The 25,671-nt window shown below is 70.7% G+C and carries 25 protein-coding genes; 22 read left to right on the top strand and 3 right to left on the bottom strand.

Annotated features, from left to right (window positions below):
* Nucleotides 1–17: 17 nt before the first annotated feature.
* The 4 genes from bchO to bchJ all read left to right on the top strand — a co-directional run bounded on the left by bchO (nt 18) and on the right by bchJ (nt 4,273).
* Nucleotides 18–926, top strand: a complete 909-nt coding sequence (gene bchO, locus ICW72_RS04265; RefSeq protein WP_191085090.1) for an alpha/beta fold hydrolase BchO — start codon at nt 18–20, stop codon at nt 924–926.
* Nucleotides 926–1,948: a phytoene/squalene synthase family protein gene (locus ICW72_RS04260; RefSeq protein WP_191085089.1), complete on the top strand. Its 1,023-nt coding sequence runs from the start codon at nt 926–928 to the stop codon at nt 1,946–1,948. The genes bchO and ICW72_RS04260 overlap by 1 nt, the downstream gene beginning before the upstream one ends.
* Nucleotides 1,949–2,030: 82 nt before the next feature.
* A complete protein-coding gene (bchE, locus tag ICW72_RS04255; RefSeq protein WP_191085088.1) occupies nt 2,031–3,644 on the top strand; it encodes a magnesium-protoporphyrin IX monomethyl ester anaerobic oxidative cyclase in 1,614 nt (537 codons plus the stop codon).
* Nucleotides 3,641–4,273 (top strand): bacteriochlorophyll 4-vinyl reductase, encoded by a 633-nt coding sequence (gene bchJ / locus ICW72_RS04250; protein ID WP_191085087.1) that lies wholly within the window; start codon nt 3,641–3,643, stop codon nt 4,271–4,273. Before bchE ends, bchJ begins: the two co-directional genes overlap by 4 nt.
* Before the next feature lie 16 nt (nt 4,274–4,289).
* Here bchJ and ICW72_RS04245 read toward each other — a convergent pair whose 3' ends face one another.
* Nucleotides 4,290–5,339, bottom strand: a complete 1,050-nt coding sequence (locus ICW72_RS04245; protein WP_191085086.1) for a C-terminal binding protein — start codon at nt 5,337–5,339, stop codon at nt 4,290–4,292.
* A gap of 120 nt (nt 5,340–5,459) precedes the next feature.
* On the opposite strand from ICW72_RS04245, the gene ICW72_RS04240 reads away from it, so the two are divergent.
* Both ICW72_RS04240 and ICW72_RS04235 read left to right on the top strand, forming a co-directional pair.
* Nucleotides 5,460–6,221, top strand: coding sequence for an SDR family oxidoreductase (locus ICW72_RS04240; protein WP_191085085.1), 762 nt, complete (start codon nt 5,460–5,462; stop codon nt 6,219–6,221).
* Nucleotides 6,222–6,348: 127 nt separating this feature from the next.
* Entirely contained in the window at nt 6,349–7,941 is a 1,593-nt protein-coding gene (locus ICW72_RS04235; RefSeq protein WP_191085084.1) for an ABC transporter substrate-binding protein, read from the top strand.
* Nucleotides 7,942–8,140: 199 nt separating this feature from the next.
* Here ICW72_RS04235 and ICW72_RS04230 read toward each other — a convergent pair whose 3' ends face one another.
* Nucleotides 8,141–9,928, bottom strand: coding sequence for a gamma-glutamyltransferase family protein (locus ICW72_RS04230; RefSeq protein ID WP_191085083.1), 1,788 nt, complete (start codon nt 9,926–9,928; stop codon nt 8,141–8,143).
* A gap of 69 nt (nt 9,929–9,997) precedes the next feature.
* On the opposite strand from ICW72_RS04230, the gene ICW72_RS04225 reads away from it, so the two are divergent.
* From ICW72_RS04225 to gloA, 16 genes are all read left to right on the top strand, one after another.
* Nucleotides 9,998–10,528, top strand: a complete 531-nt coding sequence (locus ICW72_RS04225) for a phosphonate metabolism protein/1,5-bisphosphokinase (PRPP-forming) PhnN (protein WP_191085082.1) — start codon at nt 9,998–10,000, stop codon at nt 10,526–10,528.
* A 148-nt stretch (nt 10,529–10,676) separates the two neighbouring features.
* Nucleotides 10,677–11,459 carry a 30S ribosomal protein S2 gene (gene rpsB, locus ICW72_RS04220; protein WP_191085081.1) on the top strand — a complete coding sequence of 261 codons (783 nt, stop codon included), beginning with the start codon at nt 10,677–10,679 and terminating at the stop codon, nt 11,457–11,459.
* Nucleotides 11,460–11,483: 24 nt separating this feature from the next.
* The gene (gene tsf / locus ICW72_RS04215) at nt 11,484–12,392 is read left to right on the top strand and encodes a translation elongation factor Ts (RefSeq protein WP_191085080.1); all 909 of its coding nucleotides are present in this window, start codon (nt 11,484–11,486) and stop codon (nt 12,390–12,392) included.
* Between the two features lie 146 nt (nt 12,393–12,538).
* Nucleotides 12,539–13,264 (top strand): UMP kinase, encoded by a 726-nt coding sequence (pyrH, locus tag ICW72_RS04210; RefSeq protein WP_184383192.1) that lies wholly within the window; start codon nt 12,539–12,541, stop codon nt 13,262–13,264.
* A 68-nt stretch (nt 13,265–13,332) separates the two neighbouring features.
* Nucleotides 13,333–13,854, top strand: coding sequence for a ribosome recycling factor (gene frr, locus ICW72_RS04205; protein ID WP_191085079.1), 522 nt, complete (start codon nt 13,333–13,335; stop codon nt 13,852–13,854).
* Nucleotides 13,854–14,594: a polyprenyl diphosphate synthase gene (gene uppS, locus ICW72_RS04200; protein ID WP_191085078.1), complete on the top strand. Its 741-nt coding sequence runs from the start codon at nt 13,854–13,856 to the stop codon at nt 14,592–14,594. The genes frr and uppS overlap by 1 nt, the downstream gene beginning before the upstream one ends.
* Before the next feature lie 33 nt (nt 14,595–14,627).
* Nucleotides 14,628–15,446 (top strand): phosphatidate cytidylyltransferase, encoded by an 819-nt coding sequence (locus ICW72_RS04195; RefSeq protein WP_191085077.1) that lies wholly within the window; start codon nt 14,628–14,630, stop codon nt 15,444–15,446.
* A gap of 2 nt (nt 15,447–15,448) precedes the next feature.
* The gene (gene dxr, locus ICW72_RS04190; protein WP_191085076.1) at nt 15,449–16,630 is read left to right on the top strand and encodes a 1-deoxy-D-xylulose-5-phosphate reductoisomerase; all 1,182 of its coding nucleotides are present in this window, start codon (nt 15,449–15,451) and stop codon (nt 16,628–16,630) included.
* A gap of 9 nt (nt 16,631–16,639) precedes the next feature.
* On the top strand, nt 16,640–17,755 hold the full coding sequence (gene rseP, locus ICW72_RS04185; protein WP_223880815.1) for an RIP metalloprotease RseP: 1,116 nt from the start codon (nt 16,640–16,642) through the stop codon (nt 17,753–17,755).
* 91 nt (nt 17,756–17,846) lie between these two features.
* Nucleotides 17,847–20,168 (top strand): outer membrane protein assembly factor BamA, encoded by a 2,322-nt coding sequence (bamA, locus tag ICW72_RS04180; protein WP_223880814.1) that lies wholly within the window; start codon nt 17,847–17,849, stop codon nt 20,166–20,168.
* Between the two features lie 252 nt (nt 20,169–20,420).
* Nucleotides 20,421–21,002, top strand: a complete 582-nt coding sequence (locus ICW72_RS04175; RefSeq protein ID WP_232370763.1) for an OmpH family outer membrane protein — start codon at nt 20,421–20,423, stop codon at nt 21,000–21,002.
* A complete protein-coding gene (lpxD, locus tag ICW72_RS04170; RefSeq protein WP_191085074.1) occupies nt 20,992–22,044 on the top strand; it encodes a UDP-3-O-(3-hydroxymyristoyl)glucosamine N-acyltransferase in 1,053 nt (350 codons plus the stop codon). Before ICW72_RS04175 ends, lpxD begins: the two co-directional genes overlap by 11 nt.
* Before the next feature lie 4 nt (nt 22,045–22,048).
* Nucleotides 22,049–22,519, top strand: a complete 471-nt coding sequence (gene fabZ / locus ICW72_RS04165) for a 3-hydroxyacyl-ACP dehydratase FabZ (protein ID WP_191085073.1) — start codon at nt 22,049–22,051, stop codon at nt 22,517–22,519.
* Between the two features lie 29 nt (nt 22,520–22,548).
* Nucleotides 22,549–23,370, top strand: coding sequence for an acyl-ACP--UDP-N-acetylglucosamine O-acyltransferase (gene lpxA / locus ICW72_RS04160; RefSeq protein ID WP_191086113.1), 822 nt, complete (start codon nt 22,549–22,551; stop codon nt 23,368–23,370).
* Nucleotides 23,371–23,410: 40 nt separating this feature from the next.
* The gene (locus tag ICW72_RS04155) at nt 23,411–24,193 is read left to right on the top strand and encodes an LpxI family protein (protein WP_191085072.1); all 783 of its coding nucleotides are present in this window, start codon (nt 23,411–23,413) and stop codon (nt 24,191–24,193) included.
* Between the two features lie 14 nt (nt 24,194–24,207).
* The gene (gene gloA, locus ICW72_RS04150; protein WP_191085071.1) at nt 24,208–24,600 is read left to right on the top strand and encodes a lactoylglutathione lyase; all 393 of its coding nucleotides are present in this window, start codon (nt 24,208–24,210) and stop codon (nt 24,598–24,600) included.
* A 42-nt stretch (nt 24,601–24,642) separates the two neighbouring features.
* Here the strand turns inward: gloA and ICW72_RS04145 are convergent, their stop codons facing one another.
* Complete coding sequence (locus ICW72_RS04145; RefSeq protein WP_223880812.1) at nt 24,643–25,524, bottom strand: Bug family tripartite tricarboxylate transporter substrate binding protein; 882 nt, start codon at nt 25,522–25,524, stop codon at nt 24,643–24,645.
* Between the last annotated feature and the right edge of the window lie 147 nt (nt 25,525–25,671).

Raw genomic sequence — 25,671 nt, 5'->3', positions numbered from 1 at the left:
CGGCGATCGGGGGCGGGATGAGCGCCACCCTCCTCCTCCCCGAACGGGCCATCGTCCCCGCGGCGGCTGATTGGCTCTCCGCGGCCGACTGGCCGCATCGCGCCGCCAGCCGCTTCGTGCTGGCGGGTGGGTTGCGCTGGCATGTGCAGGTGCTGGACGGGGCGGCGCGCGATGCGCCCGTGGCGCTGCTGCTGCACGGCACCGGCGCCTCCACCCATTCCTGGCGTGACATCGGCCCGCTGCTGGCCCGGCGCTACACCATTGTCATGCCGGATCTGCCGGGGCAGGGGTTTTCCGCGATGCCGCCGCCGGGAGGGCTCTCGCTCGCGGGCATGGCCACGGGCATCACCGCACTGCTGCGGGTGCTGGATGTGCGGCCGGAGCTGATCATCGGGCATTCGGCGGGGGCTGCGCTGGGCGCGCGGCTTTGCCTGGATGGAGTGGCCGCGCCGGAGCGGCTCATCTCCATCAATGGCGCGCTGCTGCCGCTGGGCGGCATGGCCGGCATGGTGTTCGGCCCCATGGCGCGGCTGATGGTGAACCTGCCTGGCGTGGCCCGCCTCGCCGCGCGCCAGGCGCGCGACCGCGCGACGGTGGAACGCCTGCTGCGCGACACCGGTTCCGTCCTGCCGCCCGAGGGCGTGGATCTCTACGCCCGCCTGTTCCGCCGGCCCGGGCATGTGGCGGCCACGCTCGGCATGATGGCCGCCTGGGACCTGCCAGGCTTGGCGCGTGACCTGCCGCTTCTGGCCACGCCGCTGACGCTGATCGTGGGCAAGCAGGACCGCACCATCCGCCCCACCGAGGCGCGCCGCCTGCAGGCGCTGCTGCCCGCCGCCCGCATCGAGGCGCTGCCCGGCCTTGGTCATCTCGCGCATGAGGAGGCACCCGGCCTCGTCGCGCGTCGCATCCTGGAGACCGCGTGATGGACGCCGAACCCCGCCTTGCGCCCGAGGACCTCGAAGCCTGCCGCGACCTGCTGCGGGTTGGCTCGAAGAGCTTCCATGCCGCCTCGCTGCTGCTGCCGCGGCGGGTGCGTGACAGCGCCACCGCCCTCTACGCCTTCTGCCGCCTGGGCGATGACGCGGTGGACAATGCCGCCGACCCGCGCGCCGGGCTGGCCCTCATGCGCCGGCGGCTGGACGCGGCCTATGCCGGCCTGCCCGAGAACCACCCGGCCGATCGCGCCTTCGCCGCCGCGGTGCGCCTGCACGACATTCCGCGCACCCTGCCCGAAGCGCTGCTGGAAGGCTTCGCCTGGGACGCCGAGGGCCGCCACTATCCGGACATCGAGGCGCTGCACGGCTATGCCGCGCGCGTGGCGGGCACGGTGGGGGCGATGATGACCCTCATCATGGGCGTGCGCAGCCATGCGGCGCTGGCGCGCGCGACCGACCTCGGGGCCGCGATGCAGCTGACGAACATCGCGCGCGATGTGGGCGAGGATGCGCGGGCCGGCCGCCTCTATCTGCCCTGCGCCTGGCTGCGCGAGGCGGGGGTGGCGCCACGCGACTTCCTGGCGCAGCCGGAGTTCTCGCCCGCCATCGGCATCGTGGTGGCGCGGCTGCTGGCCGAGGCGCAGCGCCTCTACACCCGCGCGGAAGCCGGCATCGCCATGCTGCCGCGCGACTGCCGGCCCGCGATCCGCGCCGCGCACCGCATCTATGCCGAGATCGGCGCGGAGGTGACGCGCCATGGCTTCGACAGCATCTCGCGCCGCGCCGTGGTGTCCTCCTCGCGCAAGCTGGCGCTCGTCGCGCGCGCGCGGCTGCCGAGCCTGGCGCGCGCCGAAGGTGGGGCGGAGCCGCCGCTCGCCGCCAATGCCTTCCTGGTGAATGCGGTGACGCCCGCGCCCATGGCCGTCGCGGCGCGCAGCCTGGACGAGCGCATCGGCTGGGCCATCGAGCTGTTCGCGGACCTGCAGACCCGGGGCCGCCTGCCGCAGTAACGCGCATCGCGCTTGCGGCACATCAAGGTTGTGCCTGCAAGCCCGCGCCTAGCCTGCCTCCATCGTCAATGGAGGTGTCGCGATGCGCATCGTGCTGGTTCACCCCAATTACCATTCGGGCGGTGCGGAGATCGCGGGGAACTGGCCGCCGGCCTGGGTCGCCTATCTCGCGGGCTACCTGAAGGCGGATGGCTACACCGACCTGACCTTCATTGACGCCATGACCAACAACCTGACGGATGAGCAGGTGCGCGACGCATTGGCGGAACTGAAGCCCGACATCGTGGGCGCCACCGCCATCACGCCCTCCATCTACAAGGCCGAGCGCCTGTTGCAGATCGCCAAGGAGGTCTGCCCGCAGGCCGTGACGGTGCTGGGCGGCATCCATGGCACCTTCATGTACCAGCAGGTGCTGGCCGAGGCGCCCTGGATTGACGCCATCGTGCGTGGCGAGGGCGAGCAGGTCTTTCTCGACCTGGTGCGCTGCGTGGATGACGGAAAGTGGCTGGCCGAGCGCGGCAAGGTCAAGGGCATCGCCTATCTCGACGGCGGGCAGGTCGTGGCCACGCCGGCCGCCCCGCCGATCAAGGAGCTGGACCGCATCCAGCCCGATTGGGGCGTGCTGGAATGGAGCAAGTACATCTACATCCCGCTCGGCAAGCGCGTCGCCATCCCGAACATGGCGCGCGGCTGCCCCTTCACCTGCTCCTTCTGCAGCCAGTGGAAGTTCTGGCGCGACTATCGCGTGCGCGACCCGCGCAAGGTCGTGGACGAGATCGAGACGCTGGTGCGCGACCATGACGTGGGCTTCTTCATCCTGGCCGACGAGGAGCCCACCATCCACAAGAAGAAGTTCGTGCAGTTCTGCGAACTGATGATCGAGCGGAACCTGCCCGTGCTCTGGGGCATCAACACCCGCGTCACGGACATCCTGCGCGACGAGGCGCTGCTGCCCATGTACCGCAAGGCGGGGCTGATCCATGTGAGCCTGGGCACCGAGGCGGCGGCGCAGCTGAAGCTCGACCGCTTCAACAAGGAAACCACCATCGCGCAGAACAGGAAGGCCATCCAGCTGTTGCGCGACAACGGCATCGTCACCGAGGCGCAGTTCATCGTGGGCCTGGAGAACGAGACGGTCGAGACGCTGGAGGAAACCTACCGCATGGCGCAGGACTGGGCGCCGGACATGGCCAACTGGGCCATGTACACCCCCTGGCCCTTCAGCGACCTGTTCCGCGAGCTGGGCGACAAGGTGGAGGTGTTCGACTTCGAAAAGTACAACTTCGTCACCCCCATCATGAAGCCCGACGCGATGGACCGCGCCACGCTGCTCGACCGCGTGATGCACAATTACCGCCGCTTCTACATGCGCAAGAGTTTCCTGAGCTACCCTTGGGTGCGCGACAAGGTGCGGCGCAACTACCTGCTGGGCTGCCTGAAGGCCTTCCTGAAATCGGGCTTCGAGCGGAAATTCTATGACCTCGGCCGCGTCGGCTACTGGGGCCCGCAATCGAAGAAGAAGGTGGATTTCCACTTCGACGCGAACCGCCAGATGACCGAGGAGGCGCGCGACTGGAAGCAGGCGCCCAGCCGCAGGCGCGCGGCAGCCGCGGACATCAAGGCCTGCGGCGGGGGCGCCGAGCAGCTCACCGAAGCGCAGATGGAGGGCACGGCCCCGCCGCGCATGAAGCTGTGAACGGCCAGGTCGGGCCCAATGCCATCACGCGGGTTGCGGAGGCGCTGCGCGCGCACCGCGGCGCACGCCTCTGCCGTGCGGTCTTCGCGCGCGCCGGGCTCACCCACCACCTGGACCAGCCGCCCACGCGCATGGTGGACGAGGCGGATGTGGCGGCCCTGCAAGCCGCGCTGCGCGAGACCCTGGGCGACGCCCATGCCGCCTGCATCGCGCGCGAGGCCGGCAAGCTGACCGGCGACTACCTGCTGGCGCATCGCATTCCCCACCCGGTGCAATGGGTGATCCGCGCGCTGCCCGCGCGGCTCGGCGCGCGGCTGCTGCTGGCGAGCATCGCCCGCCATGGCTGGACCTTCGCGGGTTCGGGACGGATGCGCGTCACGCCGGGCAACCCGGCGCGGTTGGAGATCGCGGGCTGCCCGCTCTGCCGTGGGGCGCGCAGCGCGCACCCCGTATGCGACCTCTACGCCGTCACCCTCGAACGGCTGTTCCACCGCCTGGTGGACCCGGGCACAGTGGTGCGCGAGATCACCTGCGAGGCGATGGGCGCCGATGCCTGTCGCTTCGCCATCGCCTGGACGTCGCAACGCGCGGCCGCGAGCTACCGCCGGCCAGGGCTGGAGGCAGGCTAGGGCGCCCGGCGCCGCCTCAGCTGTTCGGCCCGCGGCCCAGGTTCACCGGCTGCCAGCGTTGCAGCTTCGTGGTTTGCAGAACAGCCGGGTTCACGCAGCTCATCGGCCATTTGTTCTGCGCGACGAGGGCGAGTTCCGCGCCCACGCGGCGCTTGCGTGCCTCGTCGAAGCGCGCGCTGGCCGAGGCGGTGTGCGCCGAGAGGATCACGTTCTCCATCTTCAGCAGCGGGTTGTTGTGGCTGGGCGGCTCCACCTCCAGCACGTCGAGGCCGGCATAGGCGATCCAGCCCTGTTGCAGCGCCTTGATCAGCGCGGCTTCGTCCACCGTGGGCCCGCGGCCGACATTGAGGAAGATGGCGCTGGGCTTCATCTGCTTGAAGTGGCGTTCCGTCAGCATGCCGGTGCATTCGGGCCGGGCTGGGGCGTGCATGGAGACGAAGTCCGAGCGCGACATCACCTCGTCCAGCGTGGCGGGCACGACGCCGTTCTCGATCATCACCGTCTCGTCCAGGAACGGGTCATAGGCGATCATGTTCAGGCCGAAGGGCTTGGCGCGCTTGGCGACCGCACGTGCCACGCGGCCGAAGCTGACGAAGCCCAGCGTCTGGCCCATCAGGCGGGGAATTTGCAGCAGGGCCGGGCGGCCTTCGCGCCAGCGATGCTCGCGCACCATGCGGTCCTGCTCGATGGTGCGGCGGAAGGTGGAGAGCAGCAGCATCATGCAATGGTCCGCCACCTCCTCGATGAAGGTGTCGGGCACGTTGGTGACCGGGATGCCGCGGGCGGTGGCGGCCTTCACGTCCACGCTGTCCACGCCGACCGAGCCGAGGGAGATCACCTTGCACTTGTCCAGCGCGTTGATGATCTCTGCGGTGAAGGGAATGCCCTTGGCGTAGATGGCGTCCGCGTCGCGGGCGGCGGCGATGAAGGCGGCGGTGTCGGTGGGGGCCTCCACGATCTCGGCGTCGATGTTGGCGAGGTTAAGCGCCTCCATCTCATAGTCGTAGCCGCCGCCGGCCACGGTGAAGCTGGCGCCGGCCGGCGTCACGATGCGGAACTTTGCCATGTCGTTTCCTCCTGATGGGCGAAGCGAAGCATGCGGCCGCACGGCTCACAAGCCGGGTTGCCGCGGCAGCCCGTTGCGTCAGACTGCCGCCCAAGGTTCCAAAGCAGAGGGAGAGGAACGATGGCGCAGCTCAAGGGAAAGATCGCCTGGGTCACGGGGGCGGGCACGGGCATCGGCGAGGCGGGCGCGCATGCGCTGGCGGCCGAGGGGGCCGTGGTGGTGCTGACGGGGCGCACCGCCTCCAAGCTGGAAGCCGTGGCCAAGGCCATCGCGGCCAAGGGCGGTACGGCCGAGGTGAAGGCCTGCGACATGGCCGATGCGGCGGCCGTGCAGGCGGTGGCGGATGCCATCCTCTCCGCGCATGGCCGCATTGACATCCTGGTGAACAATGCCGGGCTGAACATCACCGAACGCGCCTGGTCGCGGCTGACGGCCGCCGGTGTGAAGGAGCTGGTGGACGGAAATTTGATGTCCGCCTTCCACGGCACGCTGGCGGTGCTGCCCGCCATGCGGAAGCAGCAGGACGGGCTGATCATCCACACCGCCTCCATGGCCGGCCGCTTCGTGAGCCCGCTGAGCGGCCCGGGCTACACCGCCTGCAAGCATGGTGTGGTGGCGATGAGCCACAGCATCAACATGGAGGAATGCGCGAACGGCATCCGCAGCACCGTGGTCTGCCCGGGCGAGGTCCGCACGCCCATCATGGACAAGCGCCCCAACAAGCTGAGCGAGCAGGAGCTGTCCGAGATGGTGCAGCCCGAGGATTGCGGGCGCCTCATCGCCTTCATCGCGGCCACGCCCGCGCATGTCTGCCTGAACGAGATCCTGATCACGCCCACGCGCAACCGCGGCTACCTGGCGGCGATGCAGCGCAAGCTGTGATGGCACGGTCCCTGCATTGACGCGCCCTGTCGGCAGGAGGGGCGGGTTTTCCGCCCCTCCTGCCCAGGCGCGCGGCAGCCGCCGCCCATGCGGGCGGCAACGCCGCGCCAGAACAGGGAGAGTGGGCATGGACCGCAGACAATTCCTCCAGACCGGGGCCGCCTTGGCGGGCAGCGCCGGCTTCGCCGCGCCGGCACTCAGCCAGGGCGCCGCCGCGCGCACGCTGCGCTTCGTGCCGCAGGCGAACCTCGCCAATTTCGACCCGATCTGGGGCACGCAATATGTCGTGCGCAATGCGTCGGCCATGGTGTGGGACACGCTCTATGGCGTGGACGACACGCTGACGCCGCGGCCGCAGATGGTGGAGGGGCACACCACCTCGCAGGACGGGCTGACCTGGACCTTCACGCTGCGCGCCGGCCTGCGCTTCCACGACAATGAGCCGGTGCTGGCGCGCGACGTGGTGGCCTCCATCACGCGCTGGATGCCGCGCGACCCGATGGGCCAGATGATCCGCGCCATCCAGAACGAGCTGGTGGCGGTGGATGACCGCACCTTCCGCTGGGTGCTGCGCAGCCCCTATCCGAAGCTGCTCTACGCGCTGGGCAAGACCAACACGCCCATCTGCTTCATCATGCCCGAGCGCATAGCGCGCACGGACCCCTTCCAGCAGATCGGCGAATATGTGGGCTCCGGCCCCATGCGCTTCATCCGCAATGAATGGGTGCCCGGCGCGCGCTCGGTCTTCCAGAAGTTCGACGGCTATGTGCCGCGGGAGAATGGCGGCACCTGGCTCTCGGCGTCGAAGCGCATGATGGTGGACCGCGTCGAGTGGATCGTGATGCCGGACCCGGCGACGGCCGCCTCCGCCTTGCAGAACAACGAGATCGACTGGTGGGAAAACCCCATCACCGACCTGGTGCCGCTGCTGCGGCGCAACCGCCGCGTGCAGGTGGATATCGCGGACCCGCTGGGCAATATCGGCTCCTTCCGGATGAACCACCTGCACAAGCCCTTCAACTCGCAGAAGGTGCGCCAGGCCATCCTGATGGCGATGAGCCAGGAGGACTATATGACCGCGCTGGTCGGCAGTGACAGCGCGTTGTGGAAGCCGCTGCCCGGCTTCTTCACCCCGGGCACCCCTGGCTACACCGAGGCGGGCGGCGACATCCTGAAGGGTCGGCGCGACATTGACGCCGCCAAGCGGCTGCTGGCCGCGGGCGGCTATGCCGGTGAGCCGGTCACCTGCATCGTGGCGCAGGACCAGCCCATCACGAAGGCGCAGGGCGACGTGACGGCCGACCTGCTGCGGCGTCTCGGCATGAATGTGGATTTCGTGGCGACCGACTGGGGCACCACCGGCCAGCGCCGCGCCATGCGCAACCCGCCCGGCCAGGGCGGCTGGAGCATGTTCCACACCTGGCACGCGGGCGCGGATTGCGTGAACCCCGCCGCCTACAACGCGCTGCGCGCCACGGGTGAGCGCGCCTGGTTCGGCTGGCCCGATTCGGCCGAGGTCGAGGCGGGTGTGGACGAGTGGTTCGCCGCCCCCGACGCGGCCGCCGAGAAGGCCGCCATGGACAAGGTGAACGCGGCCGCGATCCGCGACGTGGTGTATGCGCCGACCGGCTTCTTCCTGGGCTACACGGCCTGGCGGAGCAACGTCACCGGCATCCAGAAGGGCCCGCTGCCCTTCTTCTGGGGCGTGTCGAAGAGCTGACCCCTGGAGTGGCGCGTGCCAACAGCGCGCGCCACCTGCCGTCCCCCCGGGGTCGCGCTGCCTTCACGACCACCCGGCCGCAAAGCGGCCGGCGCGCCCAAACCAACATTCCACCAGCCGCACCAGCGCGAGGCGCGTAAGCCAAGCCGCCGGAGGCGGCGCCCGGCGCCTGAGGGCGAATAAAAAGCTGTCGGGCGCCTCAGCGCCCGACAGCGTAGCCCTGCATCCCGCGCGGATTGGCGCCGGCGAAGATCTGGCCATCCGCCTCCAGCCGCGCGCCCGTCAGGCGCCCCTCGCTCCATTCCCCGCCCATCTCGGCCGCATGGCCTCGGGCCTTCAGCGCCTCCAGCACCGCGGGCGCAAAGCGGCCTTCCAGCACCAGCTTCCCGGGCTTGGCGCCGCGCGGCCAGAAGCTGCTGACCCAATGCTCGGAGTGGAAGGAGGGCAGATCAATGGCCTCCTGGATGTTGAAGCCATGCGCCAGCATCCGCGCCAGCATGATGGGCTGCCACTGGTCCTGCTGCTCCCCGCCCGGGGTGCCGAAGCTCATCCAGGGCTTGCCGTCGCGCAGCACCATGGAGGGCGAGAGGGTGGTGCGCGGCCGCTTGCCGGGCTTGAGGCCGTTTGGCAGCTCCGCGTCCAGCCAGAACATCTGGCAGCGCGTGCCGAGGCAGAAACCGAGCTCCGGCACGGCCGGCGAGGATTGCAGCCAGCCGGCCGACGGCGTCGCACTCACGAAATTGCCCCAGCGGTCAATCACGTCCACATGGCAGGTGTCGCCCCCCGAGGCGCCGAGGCGCGAGACGGTGGGCTCGCCCGTGCCGGCGGCAGCGGTCATCTCGGCGGCGCGGCGGATGGCGGCGGCGTAGTCCACGCCCTGCGCCGTGCGGCCATCGGGGGTGCCGGGGCGGAACTCCATCGAGGCCTCGCGCCCGATCAGCTTGCGGCGCTCGGCGGCATAGGCGTCGGACAGCAGGGTGGCGAGCGGCACGTCCACGAAGGCCGGGTCGCCATAGAAGCCCTCGCGGTCGGCGAAGGCGAGCTTCATGGCCTCGGTGACGGTGTGGACGAATTCCTCGCCCACCGGGTCCATGGCCGAAAGGTCATAGCCGTCCAGCAGGGCCAGGGTCTGGAGCATGGCCGGGCCCTGGCTCCAGGGGCCGCATTTCAGCACGGTGTGGCCGCGGAATTCGCGGGTGGTGGGGGCCTCGACGCCCGCGCGCCAGTTCGCCATGTCCTGGCCGGTCAGCACGCCGGCGTGGCGCTCGCCCGAGGTGTCCATCATGGGCGTGCGGACGAAGCGGTCGATGGCCTCGGCGATGAAGCCGCCATACCAGGCGTCGCGGGCGGCCTCGATCTCCTGCTCGCGGGTGCGGCCGGGGGCCTCGGCCTCGCGCACCAGCCGGGCATAGGTCTCGGCCAGCACGGGGTTGGACCAGAGCTTGCCGGGCTGGGGCCCGCCATCGCGCAGCCACAGCGCGGCGGAGGTCTTCCACTCCGCCTCGAAGAGCGGCTTCACGGTGGCCAGCGTCTGGATCACGCGCGGGACCATGTGCGCGCCGCGCGCGGCATAGCCGATGGCGTATTCCAGCACGTCGCGCAGGCGCCAGGTGCCGTGTTCCAGCAGCATGCGCGCCCAGGCGTCGAAGGCGCCCGGGACGGGGGCGGCGAGGAAGCCGGTGCCGGGCATGATGGACTGGCCGAGCTGGTCGCGCATCAGCGCCACGGTCAGCCCGCCCGGGGCGGGGCCCTGGCCGCAGATCACCTGCTGGGCGCCCAGCTTCGCGCTGTGCAGGATGATGGGGCAGTCGCCGCCCGGGCCGTTCAGGTGCGGCTCGACGATCTGCAGGGTGAAGCCGGCCGCGGCGGCGGCGTCGAAGGCGTTGCCGCCGCGTTCCAGCACGCTCATCCCGACCTGCGAGGCGATCCAGTGAGTGCTGGCCACGGCACCGAAGGTGGCGGCGATCTCGGGGCGAGTGGTGAACATGGCTGGCCTCCTTGGCATTGTGGGGATAGGGACGCCTGCGGCGCAATTCGTCAATCCGGGGACGGTTCGATGTGGGTGGCGGTGGTGGGGCCCTCCGGGGCGGGCAAGGACACCTTGCTGGCGGCGGCGCGGGCGGCGCTGGCGGGGGACGGCCGGTTCCATTTCGCGCGCCGCGTCATCTCCCGCCCCGATGGGCTGGGGGAGGAAGGGCATGAGGCGCTGGACGAGGCGGGCTTCGCCACGGCCGACCTCGCGGTGCGCTGGCGCGCGCATGGGCTGCACTACGGCATCCGCACCGAGGAGACGCGCCGCGCGCCGGTCACGGTGATGAGCCTCTCGCGTGCCGTGCTGGAGGAGGTGGCGTCCCGCGCGCCGCTCACCGTCATCGAGGTGACGGCGCCGGCCGCCGTGCTGGCCGCGCGCCTCGCGGCCCGCGGGCGGGAGGGCGAGGCCGAGATCGCGGCCCGGCTGGCACGCGAGGTGCCGCTGCCGCCGGGCCTCAGGGTGGTGCGCGTGGTCAATGACGGGACCGTGAAAGCAGGCGCCGAGCGGGTGGTTTTGGCCCTGGAGGCTTGCGTTCCGGCGGGAATTCGGCCATGAGCCCCGCGCCGGTGGAATGGTTCCGCCGGTAATCCACACGCGGCGCCCCTTCCGGAATGGTGTTTCCACCATGGCAGGGTCCGGTCCCGGAGCGATCCGGGGTTTGCGCCGCGGAGGCCCAACCGGACTGAACAGGAAGGAGATCGCCATGGCGATGCCCGAAGTTTCCCTGCGCCAACTGCTCGAAGCGGGCGTGCATTTCGGCCACCACACGCGGCGCTGGAACCCGCGGATGGCCCCCTACATCTTCGGCGTGCGCAACCAGGTCCACATCCTGGACCTGCAGCAGACCGTCCCGATGCTGGAGCGCGCCCTGCGCGTGGTGCGTGACACGGTGGCCGGCGGCGGCCGCGTGCTCTTCGTGGGCACCAAGAAGAGCGCGGCGGAATACGTGGCCGAGGCCGCGACCCGCTGCGGCCAGTATTATGTGAACCACCGCTGGCTGGGCGGCATGCTCACCAACTGGAAGACGATCACGGGCAGCATCAAGCGCCTGAAGGAACTGGACCAGCGCCTGTCCGGCGACATCCAGGGTCTCACCAAGAAGGAGATCCTGATGCTGACCCGCGACAAGGAGAAGCTGGACCGCGCGCTGGGCGGCATCCGCGAGATGGGCGGCCTGCCGGACCTGATCTTCGTCATTGACGTGGTCAAGGAGAAGCTGGCGATCGAGGAGGCCAACACGCTTGGCATTCCCGTGGTCGGCGTGGTGGACAGCAACGCGGACCCCGTGGGCGTGACCTACCCCATCCCGGGCAATGACGACGCGATCCGCGCGATCAACCTCTATTGCGACCTGGTGGCGGGTGCGGTGTTCGACGGCATCTCGGCCGAGATGCAGGCCTCGGGCGCCGACCTGGGCGCTATGGCCGCCCCGATGCCCGAAGAGGTGGCGGTGCCGGCCGAGGAAGCCCCGGCCGCCCAGGCCTGATTCAGCAAGCAAAGGAATAGGCTCATGGCTGAAATCACCGCCGCGATGGTGCGGGAGCTGCGCGACGCCACCGGCGCGGGCATGATGGATTGCAAGAAGGCCCTGGTCGAGGCGGGCGGCGACATGGAAGCCGCCATTGACTGGCTGCGGAAGAAGGGTCTTTCGGCCGCCGCCAAGAAGTCCGGCCGCGTGGCCGCCGAAGGGCTGGTGGGCGTGGCCTCGGACGGCCAGGTGGCCGCCATGGTCGAGGTGAACGCCGAGACCGATTTCGTGGCGCGCAACGAGGCCTTCCAGGGTTTCGTCGAGAACGTGGCCAAGCTGGCGCTGACGGTGGGTGAGGATGTGGCGGCGCTGCAGGCGGCGCCCTATCCCGGCACCGGCCACACCACGCAGGACGAGCTGACCAAGATGATCGCCACCATCGGCGAGAACATGACCATCCGCCGCGCGCGGGTGCTCAAGGTCGGCCAGGGCGCGGTCGCGACCTATGTCCACAACGCGGTGAAGCCCGGTTTGGGCAAGATCGGCGTGCTGGTGGCGCTGGAGGGTGCCGGCGAGGCCGATGCCATCCTGACGCTGGGCCGGCAGATGGGCATGCATGTGGCCGCCACCCGGCCGGATGCGCTGGACGTCTCCGCCGTGGACCCGGCGGCGCTGGAGCGCGAGAAGGCGGTGCTGACCGAGCAGGCCCAGGCCTCCGGCAAGCCCCCCGCCGTCATCGAGAAGATGGTCGAAGGCCGCATCCGCAAGTTCTATGAGGAAGTGGTGCTGCTGGAGCAGGTCTGGGTGCATGACGGTGAGAGCCGCGTGAAGGCCGTGGTCCAGAAGGCCGGCCTGACCTGCACGGGCTTCGCCCGCTTCCAGCTCGGCGAGGGCATCGAGAAGCAGGTGACGGACTTCGCCGCCGAGGTCGCGGCCCAGGCGGGCGTCTGACACCCGCCGCATGGTGAGGGCGGGGTGCGCGGCTTGCCGCGCCCTTGACCCCTGCTAAACTCCGCCGGCCCACCGGGTCGGCGGGCTGTTCACGGCCGGCCTGCCGCGCCGCTTTCCACTGCGCCTTCAACAAGAGCGGAACACCCATGAGCGAAACGCCCGTCTACAAGCGTGTGCTGCTGAAGGTGTCCGGCGAGGCGCTGATGGGGGACCGCAACTACGGTCTCGACACCGGCACGCTCAAGGCCATCGCGAACGACATCAAGGGCGTGGTGGCGCTCGGCGTCCAGGTGGCGCTGGTCATCGGCGGCGGCAACATCTTCCGCGGCATCGCGGGGGCGGCGACCGGCATGGACCGCGCCCAGGCCGACTACATGGGCATGCTGGCCACCGTGATGAACGCGCTGGGCATGCAGTCCGCGCTGGAGCAGATCGGCGTGCAGACCCGGGTGCAGAGCGCCATCCCCATGGCCTCCATCTGCGAGCCCTATATCCGCCGGCGTGCCATCCGGCACATGGAGAAGGGACGGGTGGTGATCTTCGCCGCCGGCACGGGCAACCCCTTCTTCACCACCGACACCGCGGCCGCCCTGCGCGCGGCCGAGATGGGCTGCAACGCCCTGCTGAAGGGCACGCAGGTGGATGGCGTTTATGACAGCGACCCGCGCCGCAACCCCGACGCCCAGCGCTTCACCACGCTGAGCTACCTGGAGATGCTCTCGCGCGACCTGGCCGTGATGGACGCGGCCGCCATTTCCGTGGCGCGCGAAAACCATCTTCCCATCGTCGTCTTCAACATCCATGAACCCGGTGCCTTTACTGAGGTGATGCTGGGCCACGGCCGCTTCACCACCGTGACCGACACCCCCTGACCGCGAGGCGAACCCATGGCGGCCCCACCCCCGACCTCAAGACGCTCAAGGCCGATCTCATCCGCCGCATGGACGGCGCGATGGAGACGCTCAAGAAGGAATTCACCGGTCTGCGGACCGGCCGGGCCTCGCCCTCGCTGCTGGAGCCCATCCGCATCGAGGCCTATGGCAGCAACCAGCCGCTGAGCCAGCTCGGCACCGTCTCGGTGGGCGGGCCCTCCATGCTGTCGGTCCAGGTCTGGGACCGTTCGGTGGTGAAGGCGGTCGAGATCGGCATCCGCGATTCGGGCCTGGGCCTGAACCCGCAGACCGAGGGCCAGACCATCCGGGTGAACCTGCCCCCGCTCACGGAACAGCGCCGCAACGAGCTGGCCAAGACCGCGGCCAAGTATGCGGAAGGGGCGAAGGTGGCCGTGCGCGGCGTGCGCCGTGATGGCATGGAGCAGATCCAGGGCTGGAAGAAGAAGTCCGAGATCGGCGAGGATGACGCCAAGCGCTGGTCCGACGAGGTCCAGAAGCTGACCGACGAATATGTGAAGAAGATCGAGCAGGTCACCGCCGAGAAGGAAAAGGACATCAAGACCGTCTGATGTCCTCCTTGCCCGCCACCGCGGCGGGCGTGGGCGCGCCGCCGCCCCGCCACGTCGCCGTCATCATGGACGGCAACCGGCGCTGGGCGCAGGCACGGGGGCTTCCGGTCGCGCTTGGCCACCGGGCGGGCGCGGATGCGGCGCGGCGCACCATCGAGGCGGCCATCCGCTCGGGCGTGTCCTGGCTGACCCTTTTCGCCTTCTCCTCCGAGAACTGGGCACGGCCGGCCGATGAGGTGCAGGAGTTGACCGGCCTGCTGCGCCACTATCTGCGCGCGGAGGTCGGGCACCTCACCAAGGAAGGCGTGCGCCTGCGCGTGATCGGCGACCGGGAGCGATTCGGCGCCGAGACCCGTGCCGCCATCCTCCAGGCCGAGGAACGCACGGCGGGCGGCGCGCGGCTGAACCTGACCGTGGCCCTGTCCTATGGCGCGCGGGCGGAAATCCTGGCCGCGGCGCGGGCCGTGGCGGCGGCCGCCCAAGCGGGCCAGCTGGATCCGGCCACGCTGGACGAGACGGGTTTCGGCGCACGCCTCTTCACGGCCGGCATGCCCGATCCGGACCTCATCATCCGCACCTCGGGCGAGCAGCGCATCTCGAACTTCCTGCTCTGGCAGGCCGCCTATGCGGAGCTTGTCTTTCTTCCCGTGCTCTGGCCCGATTTCGGAGCCGAGCATTTCGACGCCGCCCTGGCCGATTTCGCCGCCCGGGAGCGCCGCTTCGGCGCCCGGGTGGGCTGAGCCATGGGCAGGGCGCGCCGGCCGGGCTGACACATGCAACGCTGGGGAGATCTGCGAAAGCGGGCGCTGACGGCGGCGCTGCTCGGGCCCGCCGCGCTGGCCTGCATGTGGATGGGCGCCGAGTGGTGGGCCGGGCTGATGGCCATCTGCGTGGCCGGCATGGCCTGGGAATGGGTGCGGCTGTGCGGCGGTTCGACTCGCGCGCTGCCTGGCATGCTGGTCCCGGGCGTGGTGCTGCTCGCCGGGCTGCTGGCGGTGCTGGGCCTGTCCATCTGGGGGCTGCTGGTCCTGGCGGCGGGCGCCTATGGGGCGCAATGGGTCGCGCGGCATCCGCGCGGGCCGGTGCCGCCGCTCTGGCTGGGCTTTGGCGTCGTCTATATCGGGCTGGCGGGCATCGCGCTGATCGAGCTGCGGGCCGATGACCGGGTGGGTCGCGACAACGTCATCTTTCTTTTCCTGGTGGTCTGGGCCTCGGACATCTCGGCCTATCTGGCGGGGCGGGCCTTTGGCGGGCCGCGCCTCGTGCCCTCCATCTCGCCCAACAAGACCTGGTCCGGGGCGCTGGGCGGGCTCGCGGGGGCCATGCTGGTGGGGCTGCTGGCCGCCATGGTCTTCACCTCCGATTTCTCCGTCTCGCGGGTGCTGCTGGTGGCGGCTCTGCTGGGCCTGGCGGCCCAGGCGGGGGATCTGCTGGAAAGCTGGATCAAGCGCCGATTTGGGGTAAAGGATTCCTCCGGCCTGATCCCCGGTCATGGCGGGCTGCTGGACAGGCTGGACGGCGTGCTGGCCGCGGCCCCGGTGGGCGCCCTGATCGGGGTGCTGCTCGGCGCCGGGGTTCATCTTTGGAGGTAGTCTTGGGTCCATCGCGCCGCATCACCGTGCTGGGGAGCACCGGCTCCATCGGGCGCAGCACCATGGCCCTGCTGGAGGCCGCCCCCCCGGGGCGCTTCGCCGTGGAGGCGCTGGTGGCGGGCCGGGACGTGGCCACGCTCGCCGCCCAGGCGCGCCGGCATGCTGCGCGTCTGGCCGTGGTGGCGGACCCCGGATGCGGCCCGGCCCTGGCCGAGGCGCTGGCCGGCAGTGGAATCGAGACCGCCTGCGGCCCGGAGGCGGTGATTGATGCCGCCGCCCGCCCGGCCGACTGGACCATGGCCGCCATCGTGGGCGCGGTGGGGCTGGGCAGCACCATGGCCGCGCTGGCCCGTGGCGGCACGCTGGCCCTGGCCAACAAGGAGAGCCTGGTCTGCGCCGGCCCCCTGGTGCTGGAGGCGGCGCGGGCCGGCGGCGCCACCCTGCTGCCCGTGGATTCCGAGCACAACGCCATCTTCCAGGCGCTGATGAGCCGGGGCGGCGAGGGCTACGCCGCAGTGGAGAAGATCATCCTCACCGCCTCGGGCGGCCCCTTCCGGCAGGCGAGTCTCGCCCAGATGGCCCAGGCGACGCCCGAGCAGGCGGTGCGCCACCCGGTCTGGTCCATGGGGGCCAAGATCAGCGTGGACAGCGCCACCATGTTCAACAAGGGGCTGGAGCTGATCGAGGCCGCGCGGCTGTTCCCGGTGCGCCCGGACCAGCTGGAGGTGCTGGTCCATCCGCAATCGGCCGTGCATGGGCTGGTGCAGTATTCGGACGGCTCGCTCATCGCGCAGCTCGGCACGCCCGACATGCGCACGCCGATCGCGCATTGCCTCGCCTGGCCCGACCGGATGGCGGTGGATGTGGGTCGGCTCGACCTCGCGGCACTGTCCAAGCTGGAATTCGAGGCGCCGGACCCGGCGCGCTTCCCCGCCCTGCGCCTCGCGCGCGCGGCACTGGCCGCCGGCGGGGGCGCGCCCTGTGTGCTGAACGCGGCCAATGAGGTGGGGGTGGCGCTGTTCCTGTCCCGCCGCCTGGGCTTCCTCGATATCGCGGCCGTGGTGGAGGAGACGCTGTCCGCGCTGGGCGGGCAGCCTGTGAATGAGCTGGCCTCCGTGCTGGAACTGGATGCGGCGGCGCGCGCCCGCGCGACCGACATCGCCGCCCACCGCGCGGCCGCCTGAGGACCCGACATGCTGGAATTCCTGCCCGAGACGCTGCGCACCATCCTGGCCTTCCTGGTCGTGCTGGGCGTGCTGATCTTCTTCCACGAGCTGGGGCATTACCTCGCCGCGCGCTGGCGGCGCGTCCATGTGGACGTGTTCAGCATCGGCTTCGGCCGCGCGCTGGCCCGCTGGACGGACCGGCAGGGGACCGAATGGCGGATCGCCTGGATTCCGCTGGGTGGCTACGTGAAGCTGCATGGGCATGTGCCGGCCGAGGAACTGCCGCCCGAGTCGCGCGTGGACGAACGGCCGGGCCAGACCTTCCACGACAAGCCGGTGCGCGACCGCGCCATCATCGTCGCCGCCGGGCCGGTGGCCAATTTCGTGCTGGCGGCGGTGCTCTTCGCCGGGCTCTACGCCACTTTCGGCGCGCCGCGCGACATGACGACGGTGGCCGCGGTGGGTCCCGGCTCGCCCGCCGAGATGGCCGGGCTGCAGCCCGGGGATGCCATCATCGCGCTGGATGGCGAGCGGGTGGTCCGCTTCGACCAGGTGCAGCGCCACATCCAGCCGCGGGCGGGCCAGCAGGTCCGTGTGACGGTGCAGCGCGATGGGCGAAATCTCGACCTGGTGGCCACGCCCATCGCCCGGCCGGGCAGCGAGGCCGAGCCCGTGGGCATCCTGGGCGTGCAGGGCGGGCAGGGGCGTTTCGAGCGCCTGGACCCGCTGAGCGCCCTGGGCGCCGGGGTGGTCCAGACCTATGACATGAGTGTGGCCACCCTGACGGGCATCTGGGAGATGATCACCGGCACCCGCAGCGCGCGCGACATGGGCGGGCCCATCCGCATCGCGGAGGTCTCGGGCCAGGCGGCGACGCTCGGCATCGTGCCGCTGATCAACCTGATGGCGCTGCTGTCCATCAGCCTCGCCCTGCTAAACCTCTTTCCCATTCCGCTGCTGGATGGCGGGCACCTGATGTTCTACGCGGCCGAGGCCATCCGTGGCCGGCCGCTGCCGGCCCGGGCCCAGGAATATGGCTTCCGGGTGGGCTTCGCCCTGCTCATCAGCCTCTTCGTCTTCGTCACCTTCAACGACATCGCCCATGGCTCCATCGGCCGCTGGATCGGGGGATTGCTGGGGTGAGGGGGGCGGATTTCCCCCTGGGGTGGCGGCACGCCGCCGCCCCGTCTATGTTCACGCCTGTTCCGTTCCAGAACGAAGGGATGGCTTTTCCTTGAGCCTCACGCTCCGCGTCCTGCTTCTCGCCAGCGCCACTCTCGTGGCCCTGCCGCATCCGTTCGCGGAGGCCCAGCCGCGCGCGGGCGCGCCGCGCGCCGCCCAGTCCGGGGATGTCATCACCTCCGTGGTGGTCCGCGGCAACCAGCGCATCGAGGCGGACACCATCCGCAGCTACATGCTGGTCCAGCCTGGCGACGTCTATGAATCCGACCGGGCGGACCGCAGCCTGCGGACCCTGTTCGCCACCGGCCTGTTCCGCGATGTCCGCATCGGCCGCGAGGGCGCGACCCTCGTGGTGGAGGTGGCCGAGAACCCCATCGTCAACCGGGTGGCCTTCGAGGGCAACCGGCGCATTTCCGACGATGTGCTGCGCCAGGCCACCCAGCTGCGCGAGCGCTCGGTGCTCACGCCACAGCTGGTCCAGCTCGACCGGCAGGCGATCCTGGACACCTACGCCCGGCGCGGTCGCTTCGGCGCGGTGGTGGAGCCCAAGCTCATCGAGCTCGATCAGAACCGGGTGAACCTGGTCTTCGAGATCACGGAAGGCCCGACGGCGCTGGTGGCGCGCATCAACTTCGTGGGCAACACCGGCTTCTCCGACGCCCGCCTGCGGGACGTGGTGGCGACGAAGGAGCAGGCCTTCTACCGCATCCTCTCCACCTCCGACAGCTTCGACCCCGAGCGCCTGGCCTTCGACCGCGAGCTGCTGCGCCGCTACTACCTGCGCAACGGCTATCCGGACGTGCAGATCGGCGCCGCGACGGCGGAGCTGGCGCCGGACCGCAGCGGCTTCTTCATCACCTTCGCCATCAATGAGGGGCCGCGCTACACCTTCGGCGACATTGACATCACCTCGGCCTTCCCGGACCTCGACCCGGCGACGCTGCGCCGCTTCCTGGAGGTCGCGCCGGGCGGCACCTATGATGGCGACGCGGTGGAACGGACCTCGCAGGCGCTGTCGGACGCGGCCAATCTGCGCGGCTTCCCCTTCGTGGAGGTGCAGCCCCAGATCACGCGCGACACCGAGGCGCGGCGGGCGAACATCACCTTCGCCCTGACCGAAGGGCCGCGCATCTACATCGAGCGCATCGACATCAGCGGCAACACCCGCACCCAGGACCGCGTGATCCGCCGCGAGTTCCGCCTGGCCGAGGGCGATGCCTTCAACGCCGCGCAGATCCGCCGCTCGCGCGACCGCATCCGCAACCTGGGCTATTTCGGCGACATCACGATCAACAACACCCCGGGCTCGGCGCCCGACCGGACGATCGTGGACACCCGCGTGGTCGAGCGCGCCACCGGCGAGATCAGCCTGGGCGGCGGCTTCTCGACCGATGCCGGCTTCCTGGCCGATTTCGGCATCCGTGAGAGGAACCTGGGCGGCACCGGCATTGACGCCCGCGTCAACACCACCATCGCGCAGCGCCGCAGCCAGGTGGACCTGTCGGTCACCGATCCCTCCTTCCTCGACCGCAACCTCGCGATCGGCGGCGACGTCTTCTACATCCAGCGCGATCTGCGCAGCGTCTCGGGCTTCGACGAGCGCCGCGCGGGCGTCTCGCTGCGCGCGGGCTATGAGTTCAACGAGCGTTTGCGGCAGTCCTGGTCCTACAGTCTGGTGCAGCGCCGCATCTCCAATATCCAGGCCGGCTCCTCGCGCTTCGTGGTGGAGCAGGCGGGGACCACCATCCTCAGCCAGGTCAGCCAGACGCTGACCTATGACGTGCGCGACAACCCGCTGGACACCCGCCGCGGCTATGTCATCCGGCTGGGCAATGACCTGGCCGGCCTGGGCGGCGACGTGGCCTATCTGCGCACGCGCCTCGACGGCGCACTGTTCCTGCCGCTGGAGCGGCTGCTGGGCGATCCGGACTTCGTGCTGAGCATCTCGGGCAGCTTCGGCATCCTGAACGGCTTCGACAGCAGCCGGCGCGACCGCATCGTGGACCGCTTCTTCCTGGGCGGCGAGAACCTGCGCGGCTTCGCCGTCGCCGGCGCCGGCCCGCGCGACATCGCCTCGCGCGACGCGCTGGGTGGGCGTCTGATGTGGACGCAGTCCACCGAACTGCGCTTCCCCCTGCCAGTGCCCTCGGAACTCGGCCTGGTGGGCAGGGCCTTCGTGGATGTGGGCTCGCTGTCGCGCACGGTCAGCGGCACCGGGATCGGCGACGACGCCAGCCCCCGGGTGGGCGCGGGCGTGGGCGTGTCCTGGCGCAGCCCCTTCGGTCTGATCAACATTGACGTCGCCCAGGCGATCGCCAAGCAGAGCTACGACGAGACACAGGTTGTGCGTTTCGGCTTTGGCACCCGCTTCTGAGCGCGAGGATAGGCATTTGCGCATGAACGTGTTTCGCATTCACCCCGCCCCCGTGATGGGCGCGGTCATCCTGGGCTTGGCCGCCGGGCTGGGGTCCGCCCCCGCGGTGGCCCAGCAGCAGCAGCAGTGGTTCGTCCCGCAGCAGGGCCAGGCCCCCGCGCAGCAGCAGCAGCAGCGCCCCCCGCCCAGCGCCCGGCCGCCCAGCCGGCTCGCCCCGCCACCACGCAGCAGCCCACGGCCGTCATCGGCATCGTGGACATTCCCGAGGTGCAGCGCGTCTCCACCGCCTTCAACCAGGTGCGCGAGGAGATCGAGCGCCGGCGCAACCGCCTGAACGAGGATCTCCAGCGCGAGCAGACCAACTGGCGTGAGGCGCAGCAGCAGCTCGCCACCCAGCGCGCCCAGCTCAGCGCCGACCAGATCCGTGCCCGCGAGCGTGAGCTGCAGGAACGCATCACCGACAGCCAGCGCATCTTCCGCAACCGCAGCCAGCATATCGAGGTGGCGGCCCAGCAGGCCCTGGTGCAGATCGAGGAATCGCTGGCCAACATCGTGCGGCAGGTGGCGCAGGCGCGGAGCGTGAACATGGTCCTGCCGCGGCCGCTGGTCATCATGAACGACCCTGCCTTCGACCTGACGGAAGAGGTGGCGCAGCAGTTCAACCGGGCCACGCGGGAGGTGCAGATTCCCCCGAGAATGACGGCAGCAGCCCGCCCACCATGCCCGGTGCCGCGGCCCCCGCCGCCCCGCCCGCGGCGCCCGCCGCCCGCCCGGCGACGCCGCCGGCCCAACCCCCGCGCCGCTGAGGGCGGCCCCTTGCTCCATGGCGGCTGACCCTCGCTTCTTCCCACAGGCGGGGCCCCAGCGCCTCGAAGACATCCTTGCGGCGCTGGGCGAACCCTGTGACGCGACGGTGGAGACGGGCCTTGTCCTCACGGGCGTGGCGCCGCTGGCCGAGGCGGAGCGCGGGCAGCTTTCCTATTGCGATGGCGCGCGCAACCTCGCGGCCTTGCGCCGCACCGCCGCCGGGGCCGTCCTGGTGCAGGAAGCCCAGCGGGGGGCGGTGCCCGAGGGGTGCCTCGCCTTGGTCGTGCGGCACCCGGCCCTCGCTTTCTCGCGCGCGGCCGCCCTGTTCCATCCGCCGCCACGGCCCCCCGCGGGCATCCATCCCACGGCCGTGATCGGCGCTGGCGCGGAAATCGGCGCGGGCACGCATGTCGGCCCCTATGCCGTCATCGGCGAGGGTGCGCGCATCGGGCCCGACTGCGTCATCGGCCCCCATGCGGTGGTGGGCGAGGGCGTGGTGCTGGGCGAGGGCTGCCGGCTGCACGCCCACAGCAGCATCAGCCATGCCATCTGCGGGCGTGGCGTCGTGCTGCATCCGGGCGCGCGGGTGGGCCAGGAGGGGTTCGGCTTCGTGCCCACCCCGGAGGGCCGCTTCGTGACCATGCCCCAGCTCGGCCTCGTGCGGCTGGAGGATGGGGTCGAGATCGGCGCCAATGCCTGTGTGGACCGCGGCAGCCACGCCGACACGGTGATCGGCGCCGGAACCCGGCTGGATAACCTGGTGCAGGTGGGCCACAACGTGCGCATGGGGCCCGGCTGCGTGCTGGTTTCGCAATCGGGCGTTTCCGGTTCCACCACGCTGGGGCGTTATGTGACGCTGGCTGGGCAGGCCGGGCTGACGGGGCACCTGACCATTGGCGACGGCGCGCGCATCGGCGCCCAGGCCGGGGTCATGCGGGACGTGCCGGCCGGCGCCGACATGCTGGGCAGCCCCGCCATGCCGGTGAAGGAGGCCATGCGGGCCATGACCATGATGAGACGGCTTGCCGCGCAGAATCGCGCCGGCGCCAAGGACGGGGAGAAGGAATAGGCGGATGGATCAACAGGACGCACCACCAGCCACCATCGGTGCCTATGGCATCCTGGAGGTGATGCAGGCCATCCCGCATCGCTTCCCCTTCCTGATGATCGATCGGGTGGTGGACATCCGGCCCGACCACTCCGCGGTGGGCATCAAGAACGTCTCGATCAACGAGAACCACTTCCAGGGCCATTTCCCGAGCGAGCCGGTGATGCCGGGCGTGCTGATCATCGAGAGCATGGCGCAGACCGCGGCCGTGCTGGTGGTCGCCACGCTGGGCGAGGCCTTCAAGGGCAAGCTGGTCTATTTCATGTCGGTCGAGGGCGCGAAGTTCCGTCGGCCCGTGGTGCCCGGCGACCAGCTCTTCATCCATGTCACGAAGGCGCAGCGCCGCATGAATGTGTGGAAGTTCTCCGCCCAGGCCAAGGTGGACGGCGTGGTCGTCGCCGAGGCCACCTACGCCGCCATGATCCGGGACCGGTGATCCGCGTGGATGGCATCTCCCCCACCGCCATGATCCATGCCTCTTCCGTGGTGGCGCCGGGCGCCGTCATCGGCGCGGGCTGCCGCATCGGGCCCTTCTGCACCGTCGGGCCGGATGTCGTGCTCGAGGAGGGCGTGGAACTTCTCTCCCATGTCGTGATCGAGGGGCGCACGCGCATCGGCGCGGGCAGCCGGCTTTCGGCCTTCGCCTCGGTGGGCCTCGCCCCGCAGGACCTGAAGTACAAGGGCGAGCCCACGGGCGTCGTGGTCGGCGCCCGCTGCCAGATCCGCGAACATGTCACCATCCACCGCGGCAGCGTGGGCGGCGAAGGCATCACGCGCGTGGGCGATGACTGCCTGCTCATGGCCTGTTCTCATGTCGGGCATGATTGCCAGGTGGCGGACCGCGTCATCCTCGCCAACAATGTCATGCTGGGCGGCCATGTGCGGGTGGGCGAGCAATGCTTCCTGGGCGGGGGGGCCGCCGTGCACCAGATGGTCCGGGTGGGGCGCCACGCCATGGTGGGCGGCCTCGCGGGCGTGACCAATGACGTGCCGCCTTTCGCCAATGTCTTCGGCCTGCCCGCACGGCTGGTGGGGCTGAACGCCGTCGGGCTGCGCCGCCGCGGCTTCTCGCGCGACAATCTGCACGCGCTGCGCGCCGCCTTCCGCCTGCTTTTCCGCGAGCCCGGCATCTTCGCCGAGCGCATGGAAATGGCCGCGCAGCGCTTCGCCGGTGATGCGCTGGTGGAGGAGGTGCTGGCCTTCCTCCAGGCGCGCGACCGCCGCCGCGAACTGATCCGTCCCGGCCGCATGGCCGCCGAGATCGCGCCGGAGGAAGAAGAGGCATGAAGCTCGGCATCATCGCGGGGGCGGGCCCTATCCCCGCCGCGTGGCCGATGCCTGGGTGAAGAAGGGCGGCGAGGTCTTCATCGTCTGCATCCGCGACTTCGCGGACCCCAAGCTGTTCGACGGCTACCCCTTCATGGTCGAGCGCGTGGGCGCGGCCGGCAACATCATCGCCCGCCTGCGGGCCGAGGGCGTCACCAAGCTCTCGCTCAGCGGGCGCGCGCGCCGGCCCTCCATCCTGTCGCTGCTGCCCGATGCCTGGACGGCCAAGGCCATCGCGCGCGTGGGCCGCAGCGCCTTCAGCGGCGACGACACGCTGCTGCGCGCCGCCATGAACCTGCTGCGCGAGGAAGGCTTCGAGATCATCGGGCCCATGCACATCCTGGGCGGCATCCTGGCCGAGGCCGGTCTGGTGGCGGGGCCGGAGCCCGATGCGATGGCGCGTCAGGACATCGCCCGCGGCATCGCCGTCCTTTCCGCCTTGTCGCCGCAGGATGTGGGGCAGGCGGTGGTGGTCCAGCAGGGGCTGGTGCTGGGCGTGGAGGCGATCGAGGGCACGGATGCCCTGCTGGCCCGTGCCGGCGAGCAGCGGCGCGATGGCCCCGGCGGCGTGCTGGTGAAGCTGCCCAAGATCGGCCAGGAGATGCGCGTGGACGCGCCCGTGATCGGCCCCGTGACCGTGGCCGGCGCGGTGGCGGCCGGGCTGCGCGGCATCGCCATCGAGGCGCTGGGCACCGTCATCGCCGACAAGCCCGAGACCCTGCGGGCCGCCGCCGATGCGGGGCTGTTCATCTACGCCGTCGAGTCCCAGCGTTTCACCCCCTGACCGGAGAACACCCCATGGCTGGCTTCAGCTACCTGCACACCATGCTGCGCGTGGGCGACCTTGACCGCAGCGTCGCCTTCTACACCACCCATCTCGGCATGAAGGAGCTGCGCCGGCGCGATGTGCCGGATGGGAAGTACACCCTCGTCTTCCTCGGCTATGAGGGCGGCGGTACCGAGCTGGAGCTGACCTACAATTACGGCGTGGACAGCTACGAGATGGGCAAGGCCTTCGGGCACCTCGCCATCGGCGTGCCCGACATCTACGCCACCTGCGAGAAGATGCGCGCGGCGGGTGTCACGATCTCGCGCGAGCCGGGGCCGGTGAAGTTCGGCACCACCCTCATCGCCTTCATCGACGACCCGGACGGCTACAAGATCGAGCTGATCCAGCGCGGCAGCCTCTGACGCCAGCCGACGCGGGCGCCTGGCGCGCCCGCGTTCCCCGCCTCAGTCGAGGCGGACGTTGCCGGCGCGCGCCACCTCGCGCCACTTCGTGATCTCATTGCGGACGAAGGTCGCGAATTCCTCCGGCGTGCCCGGGTCAGGCGTGGTGCCGAGGTTGAGCAGGCGCTGCACCACATCGGGCTCGGCCAGCGCCGCCCGCACATCGGTCGAAATCTTGGCCACGATCTCGGGCGGCGTCGCGGCCGGCGCCACCAGCCCCGACCAGCCCGCCGCCTGATAGCCGGGCGAGATGGTCTCGGCGATGGTGGGCGTCTCGGGCAATTGCGGCACGCGGCCCGCCACCGTCACGGCCAGCGGGATGGCGCGGCCGCCGCGGATATGCGGCAGGGCGGAGGCCACGCTGTCCATCATCAGCGGCACCACGCCCGCGATCAGGTCCGTGATGCCAGGGCCCGAGCCGCGGTAGTGGACGATGGAAAAGCGCAGGTCGGTGCGCATCTGCAGCAGCTCGATCGCCATGTGCTGGCTGGTGGCGGGGCCGGCGCTGGCGATGTTGATGTCGCCCGGGCGGGCGCGGACCATCTCGGCCATGGCGCGCACGTCGCGCGCGGCGAAGCTCGGATGCGCCACCAGCATCAGCGGCACCATGGCGATGTTGCTGATGGGCGCGAAGTCGCGCTCGGCGTCATAGGGCACGCGGGCCAGCACCGAGGGGTTCACGCCCAGCGTGCCCGAGGTGCCGGCGGTCAGCGTATATCCATCGGGGGCGGCGCGCGCCCCGGCCTCCAGCCCCGGCGCACCCGCCCCGCCGGCACGGTTCTCGACCACCACGGGCTGGCCCCAGCGCGCGGAGAGCTTGTCGGCCACGAGGCGCGTCACGGTGTCGGCCGCCTGGCCGGGCGGGAAGGGAACGATGATGCGCACGGGCCGGGCGGGCCAGCCCGCGGCCGCACCTGGGGTCCCACTCTGGGCCCGGACATGCAGAGGCGCGAGGGCGACGGGGGCGGCCAGCAGGCCGCGACGGGACAAGGTCATGTTTCCTCCTGAGAAGCCTCTTGGGCGCTTCGTCGG

Origin of the sequence: Roseococcus microcysteis, assembly GCF_014764365.1 — a bacterium.
GTDB classification, from domain to species: Bacteria; Pseudomonadota; Alphaproteobacteria; order Acetobacterales; family Acetobacteraceae; genus Roseococcus; species Roseococcus microcysteis.
The sequence above is the reverse complement of the archived record's forward strand: the minus strand, read 5'-3'. Positions and strand labels throughout refer to the sequence as shown.